The organism is Suipraeoptans intestinalis (assembly GCF_009696485.1).
Classification (GTDB): Bacteria; Bacillota; Clostridia; order Lachnospirales; family Lachnospiraceae; genus Suipraeoptans; species Suipraeoptans intestinalis.
Window position 1 is genome coordinate 1280345 of sequence record NZ_VULY01000018.1, and the last position, 15705, is coordinate 1296049.

The 15705-nt window shown below is 42.9% G+C and carries 15 protein-coding genes; all 15 read left to right on the forward strand.

Annotated features, from left to right (window positions below; translation table 11 throughout):
* The first annotated feature begins 15 nt into the window (after positions 1–15).
* The 15 genes from FYJ34_RS06760 to FYJ34_RS06830 all read left to right on the forward strand — a co-directional run bounded on the left by FYJ34_RS06760 (position 16) and on the right by FYJ34_RS06830 (position 15694).
* A complete protein-coding gene (locus FYJ34_RS06760) occupies positions 16–2490 on the forward strand; it encodes an ATP-binding protein (protein ID WP_154477222.1) in 2475 nt (824 codons plus the stop codon).
* On the forward strand, positions 2487–4610 hold the full coding sequence (locus FYJ34_RS06765) for a CD3337/EF1877 family mobilome membrane protein (protein ID WP_154477224.1): 2124 nt from the start codon (positions 2487–2489) through the stop codon (positions 4608–4610). Before FYJ34_RS06760 ends, FYJ34_RS06765 begins: the two co-directional genes overlap by 4 nt.
* Positions 4607–5710 carry a glucosaminidase domain-containing protein gene (locus tag FYJ34_RS06770; RefSeq protein ID WP_154477226.1) on the forward strand — a complete coding sequence of 368 codons (1104 nt, stop codon included), beginning with the start codon at positions 4607–4609 and terminating at the stop codon, positions 5708–5710. Before FYJ34_RS06765 ends, FYJ34_RS06770 begins: the two co-directional genes overlap by 4 nt.
* Before the next feature lie 22 nt (positions 5711–5732).
* Positions 5733–5978 (forward strand): hypothetical protein, encoded by a 246-nt coding sequence (locus FYJ34_RS06775; protein ID WP_154475353.1) that lies wholly within the window; start codon positions 5733–5735, stop codon positions 5976–5978.
* Positions 5979–5989: 11 nt separating this feature from the next.
* On the forward strand, positions 5990–6571 hold the full coding sequence (locus tag FYJ34_RS06780; protein ID WP_154477228.1) for a hypothetical protein: 582 nt from the start codon (positions 5990–5992) through the stop codon (positions 6569–6571).
* A gap of 38 nt (positions 6572–6609) precedes the next feature.
* A complete protein-coding gene (locus tag FYJ34_RS06785; RefSeq protein ID WP_154477230.1) occupies positions 6610–7839 on the forward strand; it encodes a conjugal transfer protein in 1230 nt (409 codons plus the stop codon).
* Positions 7840–8124: 285 nt separating this feature from the next.
* Complete coding sequence (locus FYJ34_RS06790; protein WP_154475361.1) at positions 8125–8622, forward strand: antirestriction protein ArdA; 498 nt, start codon at positions 8125–8127, stop codon at positions 8620–8622.
* Positions 8623–8628: 6 nt separating this feature from the next.
* Positions 8629–8928 carry a DUF4160 domain-containing protein gene (locus FYJ34_RS06795; RefSeq protein WP_235899157.1) on the forward strand — a complete coding sequence of 100 codons (300 nt, stop codon included), beginning with the start codon at positions 8629–8631 and terminating at the stop codon, positions 8926–8928.
* A 15-nt stretch (positions 8929–8943) separates the two neighbouring features.
* On the forward strand, positions 8944–9195 hold the full coding sequence (locus tag FYJ34_RS06800) for a DUF2442 domain-containing protein (protein ID WP_154475363.1): 252 nt from the start codon (positions 8944–8946) through the stop codon (positions 9193–9195).
* An 86-nt stretch (positions 9196–9281) separates the two neighbouring features.
* Complete coding sequence (locus FYJ34_RS06805) at positions 9282–10319, forward strand: IS30 family transposase (RefSeq protein WP_154475365.1); 1038 nt, start codon at positions 9282–9284, stop codon at positions 10317–10319.
* A gap of 476 nt (positions 10320–10795) precedes the next feature.
* Complete coding sequence (locus FYJ34_RS06810) at positions 10796–11500, forward strand: tyrosine-protein phosphatase (RefSeq protein ID WP_154477232.1); 705 nt, start codon at positions 10796–10798, stop codon at positions 11498–11500.
* Between the two features lie 25 nt (positions 11501–11525).
* Positions 11526–12248, forward strand: a complete 723-nt coding sequence (locus FYJ34_RS06815; protein ID WP_154477233.1) for a YveK family protein — start codon at positions 11526–11528, stop codon at positions 12246–12248.
* Positions 12249–12273: 25 nt separating this feature from the next.
* On the forward strand, positions 12274–12975 hold the full coding sequence (locus FYJ34_RS06820) for a polysaccharide biosynthesis tyrosine autokinase (protein ID WP_154477235.1): 702 nt from the start codon (positions 12274–12276) through the stop codon (positions 12973–12975).
* The gene (locus FYJ34_RS06825; RefSeq protein ID WP_154477236.1) at positions 12972–14057 is read left to right on the forward strand and encodes an LCP family protein; all 1086 of its coding nucleotides are present in this window, start codon (positions 12972–12974) and stop codon (positions 14055–14057) included. The genes FYJ34_RS06820 and FYJ34_RS06825 overlap by 4 nt, the downstream gene beginning before the upstream one ends.
* A gap of 188 nt (positions 14058–14245) precedes the next feature.
* Positions 14246–15694, forward strand: a complete 1449-nt coding sequence (locus tag FYJ34_RS06830; protein WP_154477244.1) for a sugar transferase — start codon at positions 14246–14248, stop codon at positions 15692–15694.
* The last annotated feature ends 11 nt before the right edge of the window (positions 15695–15705 follow it).

Consider the following 15705-nt stretch of genomic DNA (forward strand, 5'->3'; position numbering starts at 1 on the left):
AAAAGGGAGAAGAAGATGAAAACAGGACTTGATGTGAGAAATATTTATAAGAATTTGATATTTACGGCAGATCATCGGGTGTATGCCTATTATAGATTAAGAGAATGGAATAATTCGTATATCACAGACAGACAAAAGGAAGCAAATAGACAGCGATTGGAGCGTGTGCTAGAACAAAGTAATGTGCCAGATTTTCAAATGCTACAGATCTACATAGAAGATAGTATAGATAGTATTCAGGAAAAAGGGAAAGCTTATGTAAAAGGAGAGATTCAGGAATTTTCGAGACGATTGATTGATTCTCAGACCGAAGTTCTGAAAAAGAAGTATGGAAAGAATAAGACAGACTATGGGCATTATATCGGGCTGCGGATCGATCTTCCCAGGGATCTTAGCTTCAAGGGAATGGTGGAGGAATTACAGCGTTATTTTTTAAGCTTCCAGTCTTCTGTGATGTATGAGCTGATGGGTGACTATTTTATGATTCCGGGAAAAGAGATGAAAGAATTTTTAATGGCAGAACAGGTGCTGTATAAACGTCTGGGAAGGAAGATCGGCTTGGAAAGGATTGATGCCTCTGATTATGGATATATCATAGAACATCTTTTGGGTATGAGAGGGATATCTTATGGTGACTATCAATATTCTATGCTGCTGAAGGAGTGGAAGGGGGATTATTACCAACGACAAGTGGATATAAAAAGGCTGAGTAGTGTCCAGATGGAAGAAAAGGGAAGAGAACTGGTAGTAGATCGACCGGAAGGAACTTGCTATATGGCATTTTTAGCGTTGGCAGCCATGACGGAAAGTTTGTTGTTTCCAGATTGCGAAGTGTTATTTTTCCAGAAATCGGAGTTGTCTTTTCCAGTGGATGTTTCTATTCGGGCAGAAGTGGTGGGTCATAAAAAAGCAGTGAAGGATTTGGAGAATAAAAAGAAGGAGTTTAAGGATCAGATTGATAATGCACATAAGAACGGGGAAGAAGCAGATGATGATGTGTATTTTGCCGTTGCAGAATCAGATGTGCTGAAGGCAGAGTTAAAGCATAAGCGGAGCAATATGTATAAGGTGAATATGCTGTTTCGGGTGGCGGCAGAGAGCCAGGAAGAATTAGATATGCGCTGTGTGGAGCTGATCGATTATTATGACGCTTATGGGATGAAGCTGATCCGGTCGTTTGGTGATTCCAAACCATTTTTGGAAGAGATCTTTCCTTGTGGCAGCGTAAAGCGAAGAGATTATATTCAGCCGACTAAGGCAGATTTTCTATCTGCTTTAGGATTTGGAGGGACAACAAAGTTAGGAGATGATTCCGGGATTTACATTGGTTATGATGTGTCCAGCGGAAAGCCTGTGTATATCCGTCCTGATCTAGCCGCCAGAAAAGAATCAAAGGGAGCTACCACAAACAGTATGTCTGTTAGCTTTACGGGAGCTACCGGATGGGGGAAGTCTATGTCTTCCAACTTGATCTTGGTGTGGATCGGGATGATGGGCGGCAGGGTTTTGATCATTGATCCAAAAAGTGAGCGATCCGGTTGGGTAGATTCCTTTCCGGAGATCAAAGAGCAGATTAATTTGATTAACCTGGAATCTGATGAAAGTAATAGAGGCCGGTTGGATCCTTATGTGTTGTTGCAGCAAAAAGAAGATTCAGAAGTGGCAGCGGTAAATCTTCTTTGCTACCTAACGGGGGTGAAGCCAGCAAACAAAAAAGAGTTTACCATTTTGCAAAAAGCTGTGCGTAAGATAAGTGATATGGAATTTCGTGGTCTGGCTTGTGTAATTCCAGTTTTGAAGGAGCAGATCGGAGGAGAGATAGCGGTAGATCTGGCAGAAAGTATTGAGGCTTTTTCTAAGCTTGGAATCGCAAAGCTTTTGTTTTCTGACGGAAGATCTGTCAGACGTGATATGACGGTAGATAAAGCGATTAATATTTTGCAGGTATCTGGGCTTTCACTTCCAGATTCTTCTCTTCCGGAGGGGGAATATTTACCAGAACATATTCTTTCTATTGCGTGTATGCAGGTGATAGGGGCGTTTGGAATGGAGTTTTTGTCTTCCGATAAAACGATATTTAAGGTTTTAGGAGCAGATGAATCCTGGTCGATTTTTGGCGGTAGAAATAGTGTTTCGCTGGATCAGAAAGGTGTTCGGATGGGAAGATCGCTAAACAGTGGAATTTACTTTTCTTCACAGGGAATTGATGATGTGGGGGATAAGAATATTAAAAATAACATCGGTATGCGTTTTGCCTTTCACATGGAAGATTCCGATGAGATCGAGCGGACATTGGAATATTTTGGGTTGGATGCAAAGGATCCTTCTTTGCAGTCTGTTTTGCGGAATTTAAAAAGTGGAGAAGCATTAATGAAAGATATTTGGGGTCATGTGGGCGTGGTACAGTTTGATATGACGTTTCGGGAATTTTTTGAAATGTTTGACACTTCTACAGATCGGCAGAAGGATCAGGAAGGAGGGCGAAAATGAGAAGTATAGGAGGTGGACTGCGAAAAGGAGTTAAGAGATGGAGGAAGATTTCAAGAGGGAAAAAGGTAGCCATGTTTGTTACTCTTTTTATTTTATGCCTTGTCTTATTTGGTCGGATCACATATGCACAAGGATTGTTTCCAGATAAGCAGGAGCTGGAAAGTGTTTATCGCTTTTTACAGTATCCTATGGATAATTACTCTTTGGATTATAGCTTTGAAGGAGAAAAAGGTTTTGCCAGCAGTCTGAAGGCAGTGGCAGGGGCATTTTATGGGCTGGCGAATATTTTGTGGTTTTTCTCTGTTGGAGTCTGCAAACTTGGAATCTATTTATTGGACATGGGACTACGCTTTGATGTGGTGGAACGTTCTTTGGATGTGGTGTCCGGATCTTTGGAAGATTTATTCGGGATTCATCGTTACGGACTGTTTGGCGGTGTGTTTGGAAATCTGTTTCGCTTTTCTGTTCTTGCACTAGGGGTCTATGTGGCGTTTATAGGGATCGCAGAACGGAAGTATACAGAAGTTTGGAAGAGGATTGGAATGTTTATGCTGGTGCTTATAATTAGCATAGGATTTGCTGGAAATTCTAAGAAGTATCTGTCTGCCGTCAATGATGGGGTAAATGAAGTGACACAGGCGATCAGTAGTGTTAGCAGCAGCCTTCTCTCTCCGGAGACAGAGACGGAAGAAATACATGATTCTGGTGGAAGTGTAGCTAGAGAACTTGATGAAAAGAAGACGAATCTGGCTACAGCAACCATGTGTGAATTATTATTTGATGTTCAAGTAAGAAAGCCCTGGTTATGTCTTGAGTTTGGAACCGCAGATGAGGCAGAGATTGAAAAACGGTACGGAGAAGGAATCATTAAGGAAATTGAATCTAGGAGTTTTGGAAGTAAAAAAAGGGAAGAAAAAGTAAAAGAAATTATAGAAGTGGACGTAGAAGAGGATCGTCTGGCTTATATGACAGAAAATGGAAATAATAGCAGGATTGGAGGAATCTTTTTTATCTTAATCAGTAATATTGTGATTGCGTGTTTTGTAGGATTTTTTTCGATTTTGATGATTTTAGGGCAGGTGATGTTTTTGATCTGTGCGTTTCTACTGCCATTTGCATTTTTTATAGCCTTGCTTCCGGAGAAAGAACACATTTTGAAAAAAAGCTTGCTACATACAGTGATGTATCTGTTGATCAAAATAGGATTGGTGGTATTGTTGACGGTTTTGTTTTGTGTAGTGGGATTAATTTATAAGGTGTCTTTGGAATTAAATGTTCCAGTAATAGTAATGCAAATTGTAATTGCCTGTGTATTTTATTACGTCTTTAAAAATGTGGATAGTCTGCTAAGACTGGTGGGCATTTCTGAGGGAGTCAGAGATATTAAAGGAATTCGGCAATCCTTGAGAGAACCGGAGGAAAAGATGAAGAAAATTTTTGTTGGAGCCGGAGGAGCTTTAGGGGGCTATACCTTAGGAAAGTTGCAGTATGCAAAGGAAAGCTTGACGGAAGAGGGAAGGAATCGACATGTGCAGGATAAGAAAGAAGATATCACCAATCGAGTACGGAATCAGGTAGAAAAGGGACGAAAAGAAAAAGAAAATGATGTGCTGATGGATTCTTATGCGAAAGAAGGAGTGTTAGATCAGAGAACACGATTAAAATATGAAAAATTAAAAGAAAAAGGACAAAACCGATACAAAAGAGATTCAAAGGAACAAGGCTCTTATAGACAGGAAGATGGATTTGATGAGAAAACCCGGAAGGAAGATGGACTGGAGTATCAGGGAACGTGGAGAAAATCTATGTCGGAGTTACAAAAAGAATCTGGCTTTGAAAATTCTGGATATACAGATCAGAAGTCTTATCAGAGCTCTTATCGGGAAGGAGAATGGGATGGTTCTTCTGAAGCATTTCACAGGAGAAGAGGAAAGGAACAGGGAAGGGAAGACGTTCAGACAGCTTCCTGGCGTGAAGAATCTTTCCGGGAAGTGTTTATGGAAAAGGAGCCAGTGACTTTTTCCGGGGAGGAAATGCAATCAAAGGAGAAACCGGCTTTTTTCCAATCGAAGGCGCAAAATTTTAAGGAGTGGTTACGCAAAAGGGAGGAGCCTAAGTGATCAAGAAAATAGGGACAATATGGATCTCAGGATTTTTAGTTTTATTTCTGTTGGTTGGACTTCTTGCGGGATCTGTGGAAGAAGAGACGGTAGGAGGAAGTACAGAGTGGGCTGGATATAACCTTCCGGCGTGGATTACGGACGAGATGATGGAAGCTTTTTACGGGACGCAAAAAGAATATGGAGTGCCAGTATCCACCGGGTTATCTCAGGCGATCGTGGAAAGCACAGGAAGTTACGGCGCCGGAATGTCTGGGTTGGCTTATTATCATAAAAACTTATTTGGAATAAAAGGAAGGAGTGGAAGTCCTTATGTTTCAGGGGTTGCTGTCATGGGAACACAAGAACAAGCGGCAGGAGGTGGAATGTATGCCATTCAGGCTGGTTTTTCAGAATATAAAAGTTATAAAGACTGTATTTATGATAGAGCCTTGATGATTACAACGCTTAGTTACTATGCAGCGTGTGACCAGTATAAAAATTTAAATGATGGGAAGTATACCAAAGAGCAGGCAAACCAATATTGCAAAGCCTTTGCCAGTAGCTGGGCAACCAGTCAGGTATATTATGAACATAATGTGAAAATTATGGAACAGTATAATCTGTATCAGTTTGATAACTTGACGTATGAACAGTTCCTGAAGCTGAAGGAGGGTGGATCTGGTTTTCCAGCCAATGTTGTTTACAATGGAAAAATAACTGAAAAGATGAAACAAGTGGTGGCTATTGCCGGAGGGAATCGTTCTGCTTTTCCTTGTACAGCAAATTATTGTGCAGCCTGGGTATCTGGCGTCTATCAGGCAGCAGGGCTTGGTTCCATCTCTGGTAATGCGATTGATATGTGGAATAACTATAAATATACGGGTTCTACGGATCAAGGAAATATTCCGCCAGGAGCAGTGGTGTGCAGTTCCGGATGGGGTATGATGGGTTCGATTTATGGTCATGTTGGAATTTATCTGGGGAATGGGATGGTGGCGAACAATAAAGGATATTTTGCTGTAGAAACCATGTCGGAATTTTTGGCTTGGCAGACCGCTACGTGCCAGGGACACACTGGCTGGATTGGATGGGTTATGCCGATTAATTTAATGGACTGATATTAACCAGGAGGAATGAAAAATGATAGTTTTAACAAGAGGGGTTTCTTATCATTGTGAGAAAGACCATAAGTTTTTTGATTTTGTACAGGAGAGCCTTAGAAGATTTTTAAATGGAGACTGGGGAAATGTAGGTGGAGAAGATAGGGCATTAAATGATGCGGAACCAGCGTTTGCATTAGGGGCTTATGCGGATGAACAGAATCAAGAGGTGTGGATCAAACGTGATGAAGGCACGATAACTATTTTGTTTCCATCAGAATATTAGGAGGAGTACCCATGAATAAGAAAAGAAGAGTATGGATCGGGATTTTGGCGTGTGTGATTGCATTACTTGGCTGTGCGTGTTTTTACTATTTTGAAAAAACGGAAGATAGTGGGAAAGCAGTAAAGAAGGAACAGGTGAAGGAGAAGCGAAAAGAGATAACAAAAAAACAAGAGGCAAAGATGACAGAAGCAGCTTTGAAGGAAGAAATTACTTCGAAAAAGTGGAGTAAGGAAAAGGCAGAGGAAATGGTTCCTCTTCCAGATGAGGAAGAATTATTACCGAAGGAAGAAGGTGGAATCGCTGATGATGAAGGAGTCTATGAGCCGGACACATTAAAGATACACGAACGGGTGGAATTGAAGCAACAGTTGACCAAAGAAGAATATAAGATTTATGAATTGACTTTGATGGCGTGGCTGGAAGATCAGAAAGAATATCGTAAAAGTGTTTATGTAACGGGAATAGAGCTGGAAGGGGACATTGTAACTGTTTATTTGACTTTCCAGCATGAGGATATTTCAAAGCCTTATCGGCATATTAAAAGTAAATTTCATAAGGATATACAGGCGGTAGAGTTTGCTTATCAGGAATAGATTGCTGGAAAAGAGATTCGGAAAAAGGAGTGAATGGTATGATGAATGATGTTATGGAAATTTTGATGCTGCGAAGTAAATTGGAAAAAATGGAGCCGGAGGAGATTTTAAAGATGGCGGAGGTATTAGGTTATGCCTCTGTTACACTGGATTTAGAAAAAAACCTGATGATTGAAGTGTTTTTAGAAGAGAAGAGAAAGGCAGAAGAAAAGAAAAAAGAGAAGATTTTACAGGAAACAGGAAACGTGCAGTTGGCGCAGGAAATTTCTGATCAGAAGTATGTTTCTGCCAGAGAGCAGAAGAGAAAACAAAAGCAAGAAGAGAGAACACGAAAAAAGGAGGAAAAAAGGAAAAAAAAGAAAGAATCACAAGGGATTGTAAAGAGATCTGATCGTTGGCTTGGTAGAAAAGTATACCGAGCCATTTTTTTATGGGTGTTGTTTGGCTGCGGTTTTGCTTTTGCAGTTTATAAGAATTTTACTGGAATTGATCGTCATACAGTGCATGAAAAGGAAGTGGTTCAGGAAGTCTTGCTGGACACGAATGCATTGGAAAATTTTGCTTCTGATTTTTTGAAGGTGTATTTTTCCTGGACAGAAGAAACAACGGTAGAAGAGCGAGAGAAGCAGTTGGGCAAGTTTTTGCCGGAAACACTTCTGGATTACGGAATGGATATGAACAGACAGACTGAAAAGAAGCTTGCTTCTACAGTAGAAGATGTAAGGGTCTGGAATGTGAAGCGTTTAGGGAGAGATTATGCTATTACGGCAGAACTGGTATATCAGTTGGTACAGCAGCCAGAAGAAGAGGAAACTGCACAGTCTAAAAAGAAAAGAGTGCAAGAATGCTATCAGGTTGTGATTCATGCCGAGAAAAAAGGAATGAAAGTGACCAGGCTTCCTGTCCCGGTGAATATTTCTAAATTTGTCTCATATGTTCCGAAGCAGGCAGTCTCTGATCCGACAGTGGAAGATTCTTTGAAAAAAGAGATTCATTTATTTTTGAAGGATTTCTTCCAGGTTTATCCGTCTTTGAAAGCATCTGAAATGAAATATTATGTGAAGGGGGGAGTAATGCCCAGGATGGAAGATCCAAATTTTGAATTAAAGGATCAACCTGTTGTGGCGATCCTTTCCGGAAATAAGAAAGAAGCAGAAGTGGAAGTATTTGTGACGTATGAGAGAAAGGATTCAAAGGTATTGCAGACGTTTCAATATCACTTAAAACTGAAAAAAGGTGATAACTGGAAAATCGTGGATCGCCAGTAAGCGTAAGGGAACCGTGAAACAATGAGAAATTTAGATGAAAAACGGAAAGAGTGGGTGTGGATCAGAGACAGAAGAAAGAAATTGCTCCGCAGAAAAGCGGAAGCAGAGAAACTATTTTGTCAAATGCGGAAGGATTCTATGTTCAGGAAGATCTATTCCGACGTCCCACTTTTTTCTTATTTAGGACACGTGGAAGATGAGTTGGAGACATTAGAAGAGCGTATGTGGTACGCAGAAGGAGAGTACGCTGCCGATAATCCATTTTTAAAATAGGAGGAAGCAGAAATGGAAGGACGAGTATACATTGTTAATTTAAAAGCTTATACCGAAGGAAAGGATTTAGGAAGCTGGTTTTCTATGCCGGTGAATCCGGATGAGGTAGATTCACGGTTAAATCTTCGCAATGGAGAAGCGGAGATCGCTATTCATGATTCAGATTTGCCGTTTCCGGTTGATGAGTATATGTCTTTGGAAGAATTGAATAAAGAGTGGGCATGTTTCGAGGAGCTGCCGGAAGATTTCCAAAAGGATGTGAAAGTGTTAGTGGGACGTTATGGAAATGTGGAGGCAATCATAGAAAATGTGGAGAATATAATTTTCTATGATGGAATACATGAAAGCTGTGATTTAGCTGAGTTTTGTCTTAAGGAAAAGGGAGTTCTGGAAGAAGTGCCTAAGGAAGTAAGGGACTATATTGACTATGAATCTATGGGGCGAGACATGGAGCTTAACGGTCAATTTATATGGGGTAAAAACGGGGTTTTTGAAATCCTCAGGGTGTAAAAGTTTATGAAGACAAATATAGAAGCTTATGGTAAAATGGAGGAAAGAAAAGTGCCAGTAATTAGTATGTTTGCAGGAATGAAGATTTCTATGAATTTTATTGAAAGGGAGCATAATCCGCCGCATATTCATGTGGTAAGCGGAGAACATTCCTGTATGATAGATATAAGGACAGGAGAATTTGTAGAGGGGAATTTGCCTAAAAAGAAAGAAGAAATTATAAAAGAGTGGGTATCGCTTCATCAGGAGGAGCTATTATTTATTTGGAATTCACAGGAGTTTATTAGAATAGAACCATATAAATAAAAAGGAGGGATATGTATGTTGTCTTACAGGGGAAAGGATCTTAGATTGATTGGAGATGGAGTGTTGGAAGTGGATTTTACAGATGGAGAAAAAAGGCGATATGATATGAGGCGATTAATCCCCAGACATCCAATTGTTCAAAGGTTAATCGATAAGCCGGAGTTATTTAAGAAAGGTAAACTCTTTCATAACGGCATGACTGTATATTGGAATGATGACATTGATGTAAGTATTATGACTGTCTATGAATGTGGAGAAGTAATTTAAAGAGTGGGTTAAGGGGGAACTGTTAGGTTCTCCCTTTTTTTGATTTAGAGGAAAAGGATAGTAGATTATCAATATAGGAATGAGATATGAAAAAGAAGAGAACATTTAAACATTTGTCCTCTTTTGAGCGTGGAAGAATTGCAGAAATGTATGAGAGGGGATCATCGTATTATGCAATCGGAAAGAAACTGGGACGTTCAGCGTCTACGATTCGAGCAGAGATTCAGAGAGGAACGGTAAAACAGATAAAAAAGGGATATAAGGAAGTAGAACGATATTTTCCGGAAGCGGGACAGTACAGGTATGAGCAGAATAGAAAAGCGTGCATGCAACCGTACAGATGTGATAGAAAAGAATGTAAGAAGTTTATAGCATATGTTGAACGTGAAATTTTAGAAAAGAAGCAAAGTGTGGATGGAATTATTGGAAGAGCTAAGAAGTTGAAATTGTTTTCTCCGGAGGAAATGGTATGTACGACTACTTTCTATTCTTACATAGAAAAACAGTTGGTACACGTCCGTAATATAGATCTGCCTTTGAGGGTTCGTTACAGGAGAAAGAAGCAAGTGGTGATTCCGACACAGAAACGGATTTTTGGAACCAGTATAGAAAAAAGACCTGAGGAAGTAAATTTGCGTGCAGACTTTGGACATTGGGAAATTGATCTGGTGATTGGAAAGATTGAAAAGGATGAAGCATTGCTTGTACTCACGGAGAGAAAGACACGGAAGGAGTTTATCGAAAAGATTAAAAGAAAAACGAATGAGGAAGTGAGAAAAGGGCTGTCTCGCATATTTAAAAGAGCCGGGCATGTAGAAAGTATTTTTCAGACGATCACAAGTGATAATGGTTCGGAATTTTCGAGGCTGCACGAGTTGGAAAAGTCCAGGAGCATTCAGGTGTACTACGCTCATCCATATGCAGCATATGAAAGGGGAAGTAATGAACGGAACAATGGATTGATCCGTTATAGGATTCCGAAGCATACCAGTATTAAAAGGTACAGTAAAAAACAGATTTCGGAGATAGAAGAATGGATCAACAAAAAGCCTAGGCGGATTTTTGGGTATCTGACGGCGGATGAAATGTTTGAAAAGGAAGTTTCACGCTTTTCTTCCGCTTGATCCGGGAAAGGTGGCTGGGTAGAGAATAGTAGATCAGCAAGTCAAGAGGGGTCTTGGCTTTGTTTTGTTGCCTATATATTGGTATATTTTCCGGAAATCAGGAAGACAAAGGTCTGGAGAAATTATGGTGATAAAAAATTAAAAAAATATTTCTATTTGATATTGACATCTCCAGGTAATAAAAACGAAGGAGAGGCGGGCAAAAACCCTTGACACCGGAGAAAATAGGGTATAAAATGACAAACTTACAGGACGGATACAGAGCGGATGTAAGTGTTTTCAGAGACATCAAAGATGGCGAACAGATTAAAAAACGCAAATCAGATAGAATAAAGCAAAATCCCGTATGACAGAATACCCACATAATAGAAGAACTTGCTAAGAAAAGGGAACAGGAAAACGACAGGTTCCCTTTTCTTGTCTGATGATTTTGAAGAAGGGAAAGAAACGGGCAGATCGGGAAAGACGAGGATGAAATGATAGATATACATTGCCATTTACTATACGGAGTGGATGATGGCGCAAAAACATGGCAGGAATCCCTGGAACTGCTGCAGGAAGCAAAGGCACAGGGAGTTGAAAAGATAATCTGTACTCCGCATTACCGGGAGGGAATGTTCGTATACCGCCAGGAGTCTATGAAAGCACGGTTTCATAGACTGAAAGAAATAGGGGACAGACTGGGAATAGAGTTATTTCCGGGTATGGAATGCTATGGAGATGACAGACTCTTAGTGTATCTTCAACAGGGACGGTGTATCACACTGGCCGGGTCGGATTATGTTCTGGTAGAGTATTCTCACGATATCACAAAAGAAGAGTTGTGGAGAAGCTGCGGGAATCTGACTGCTCATGGCTACATCCCGGTAGTAGCGCATGTTGAGCGTTATCACAGAGTTTGTAAGGATACGGAATTTTTGAAAAAACTCAGGGAGCTGGGGGGACGGATCCAGATCAATGCAGGATCTGTGATCGGACAGCACGGCTGGAGTTGTAAAGGGATCTGCAGAGCGCTGCTGAAAGAAGGCGTGGCGGATATTGTGGCCAGTGATACACATGGAGTAAAGCACCGCAGAAATCATATGAAACAGTGCCGCACTTATCTTGCAGGAAAATACGGAGAGATGTATGCGGGGGATCTGATGGAAAGGATACCTCAGGAGATTTTAGAGAATCGATAAGCGTTTTGGAAGAAAGAGGACAGGTATGGGAGAGAAGAGACGGGATCAGGGGGAGCAGGAAATCAATCTGCTGGAACTGACGATGGAGCTTGTGACAAGATGGAAGAGAATTGTGATCCTGGTGATCCTGACGGCAGGAATCGGATTTGGAGCCAGTAAATTTCTGATGGAAACCCGCTACCAGTCTACCTCTCTTTTATATGTATTTACAAAGAGTACGTCTATTACCAGTTTGGCAGATCTACAGATGGGAACGAACCTGACAAATGATTATAAAGTGGTGATAACCGGACGGCCGGTGCTGGAGCAGGTGATAGAAAACCTGAAGCTGGAGGAAACCTACCGGAGCCTGCAGGAGAGGATTTCTGTGACAAATCCTCAGGATTCCAGGATCCTGGAAATTACAGTGACAGACACCAGCTCTAAAAGAGCAAAGGCCATTGCGGATGAACTGGCAGATCTGTCTGCCGGATTTATTTCCGACAAGATGGGACAGGATGCACCCTCCGTCATTCAGTACGGGTATGCGGACGAAAATCCAGCCGCACCAAACATAAAAAGGAATACACTGATAGCCGGGCTGCTGGGATTTCTTTTGGCAGTGGTATCGATTGTCCTTCCGTTTATCTTCCACGATACGATCCTGACGGAAGAAGACGTTCAGAAGAAGCTGGGACTTCAGATATTGGGCGTGCTGCCGGAGGAAGAGGCAGAAGCGGACAGGAGACGGAATTATCGAAAGAGATAACCGGACGAGGGATAGGAGAGCAGGAATGCAGACGGTAAGATTAGAAAAAATCAAAAAGCAGAGTTATGCGTGGCAGGAATCTTTGAGAGCGCTGCGAACGAATCTTCAGTTTTGTGGAGATGACAAGAAGGTGATCCTGTTTACCAGCGCCATGCCGGATGAAGGAAAGAGTACGGTCGTGGTAGAGCTGGCCAGATCCCTGACAGAATCCGGGAAAAAGGTTCTGGTGATCGATACAGATATGAGAAAATCCGTGCTGGCAGGGCGCCTGCGGGTCAAAGTAAACAAAGGGGAGCTGCTGGGATTGTCTCATTATCTGTCGGGACAGAGACCGGCTGGAGAAGTTTTGTACGGGACGGATGTCTCCGGACTGTTTATGGTCTTTGCGGGACCGACAGTGCCCAATCCTACGGAAATCCTGGAAAAAGAATATTTTCAAAGATTGATAGAGTTTGGACGGGAAACCTTCGACTATGTTTTGATCGATACCGCGCCGCTGGGGGCTGCCATTGACGCTGCGCTGATCGCAAAAAAATGCGACGGGGCAGTCCTTGTGGTGGAACAGAAAAGAGCGGGAAGGCGACTGCTGCAGGGAGTGATCAGGCAGCTGGAACTTTCAGAAGTAAAGATTTTGGGCGTGGTGCTGAATAAGGTAAAGAAGGGATTTCATGGGTATGGCAGCTACTATGGCCAGTATGGAATCGACAATAAGGGAAGAGGAGAATGAAAAAGCAAGAAGCATCCGGACGGCGAAGAAGAATAGCGGCAGCAGCAATAGCAGTAGCCTTGCTGGGAGGGATCCTGTTGGGAAGCTATCTGCTAAAGACGGCGGGAGCAAAGAGAGAAGCAGAAGACACCCCTTCTTCCCCGGAAACGAAAGGAAAGCAGGTAACAGTAAAACGCTCCGAGGAAAAGGGAGAGCAGGAAGAGGATCAGAAAGGATCGGAAATGTTTGCCATCTTTGGAGTGGACAGCAGGGAAAATGAGCTGGGAGAAGGCACCCGGTCCGATTCCATTATGCTGGTTCAGGTGGATCACGAAAAGAAGACGATCCGGGTGGCATCCGTGTACCGAGACTGCCTGGTATGGATCGAAGGGCATGGATTTGAAAAGATCACACATGCCCATGCTTACGGAGGCCCGGAGCTTGCAGTGGATACGGTCAACCGGAATTTTGATCTGCAGGTCTCCCAATACCTGACGGTAAACTTTCAGGGAGTGGCAGAGGCAGTAGATGCTGTGGGGGGAGTGGAGCAGACGCTGGACGAGGAAGAAGCGGATGTGATCAATTCCTATATCAAAGAAGTAAACACCATCCGAAAAACATCTTCCGGAAAGATCGAAAAAGCGGGGACGTATGTGCTGGATGGAACCCAGGCAGTTGCCTTTTCCAGGATCCGGTATACAGAAGGCGGCGACTATAAGCGGACGGAAAGGCAAAGGGCGGTTCTGTTTCAACTGTTTGAAAAGGCAAAGTCTCTTTCGGCAGACAAGAAAAGACAGCTTCTGGAAAGGCTGGGAAAAGGGGTCCGTACCAATTTCTCTGCGGAAGATCTGTTAAAAAGAATGAAGCAACTGTCAGAATATCAGGTAGAAGAAATGAATGCGTTTCCACAGGTGTTTTATGGTGGGATCATAGAAGGAGCCTGGGTGGAAGCGCCGGTTACATTGACGGAAATGAATGCAAAGCTGCACCTGTTTTTGCAGAAGGAGGAGAACTATCTTCCTTCCTCACAGGCACAGAAATACAGCGACGAGATTGCCGTAAAGGCGGGCGGCCAGGCGAATGTAGATCTGTCAGATCAGTAGGAGAAACAGGGCATATACGCAGAACAAAGCGTTTTTCAAGGCCGATGTTACAGGCGGTCTGCGGGTGAAAGGATAGGGGCGCTCGCTGTATCAGAAGGAACACAGCATCCCGGCAGGCAGAGAACGAAGAAAACGGTGGGAAGAAAAGATAAAAAGCGGGAGAAGCCGAACAGGAGAGGAGAAAGAAGATGTACTCCAAAGCAAGAAGCGGATGGATGAAGCACATAGACTTTATCATGTTGGATCAGATCTGTCTGGGACTTTCTTTTGCCGTGGCTTTTTTTCTGCATGGCAGAGACTGGAGCAGGACAGTGGGAAAGCAGGCGTATTGGAAAATGTTTCTGGTCCTTCTTCTGCTCCAGGTGTTTGTGACGGTCTTCTTTGAAACCTTCCGGAATGTCTTGAAACGAGGCTATTACGAAGAACTGAAAGCTACCTTCAAGAACACGGCGCTGATCTTTCTGATGCTGTCGGCCTACCTGCTTTTGGCGGGAATAGGAGATGAATACTGCAAGATGATCTGGATCCTGACAGGAGGGATCTACCTGGCGCTGACTTATGGCGTCCGGAGCCTGTGGAAAAGACGGCTGTTTCACAAAAAAAAGAAGCAGATAGGAAAGCACTCTCTTTTGATCCTTACAACGAGAGAGCTGGCAGATACTGTGATTCAAAGAATCCGGGAAAACAACTACGGCAGATTCCGGATCCGGGGGATTATCCTGACAGACGACGGGAAGAAGGAAGAGCAGATCCAGGGGATCCCGGTGGTGGCAGAGATGAGCACGGTTCTGGAATATATCAGAACGGAATGGGTGGATGAAATATTTTTACATCTTGCAGGGCGGCAGGAAGCGTATCAGGATCTGATCGCCCAGTGTGTAAAGATGGGAGTCACCGTACACTGCAATCATCCGGAAATGGAGGAAAATGATTTTCTGGGGAAGCGTCTGGTGGAGCGGATGAATTCCTATACCGTGCTGACATACAGCGCCAATGTGATCACCTCTCGGCAGGCGGCGGTAAAAAGAGCCATAGACATCCTGGGAGGTACGGTGGGATGCCTGATCACCCTGGGACTGCTGCTGGTCATTGGACCCATCATCTACATCCAGTCTCCCGGACCTGTATTTTTCAGCCAGGAGAGAGTAGGAAAAAATGGACGAAGATTTAAAATATACAAGTTTCGCAGCATGTATCTGGATGCAGAAGGACGAAAAAAAGAGCTGCTGAAAAAGAACCGCAACAAGGAAGGCCTGATGTTCAAGGTGGAAGATGATCCCCGGATCATTGGAAACTACAAGGGACCGGGAAGAGGGATCGGAAGTTTTATACGAAAAACTTCGCTGGATGAATTTCCACAGTTCTGGAACGTGCTGAAAGGCGAGATGTCTCTGGTAGGCACCAGACCTCCGCTGGTGGAGGAGTGGGAGCGGTATTCCAAGCACCATCGGGCAAGAATGGCGACCATACCCGGTATGACAGGACTTTGGCAGGTGAACGGGCGAAGTGAAGTGACAGATTTTGAAAAAGTCGTAAAGTGGGATGTGGAGTATATTGAAAACTGGAGTATGGAACTGGATTTCCGACTGATCCTGCAGACGGTGGGCGTGATGATCAGCGGAAAAGGATCCATGTAAAAATACTTGAT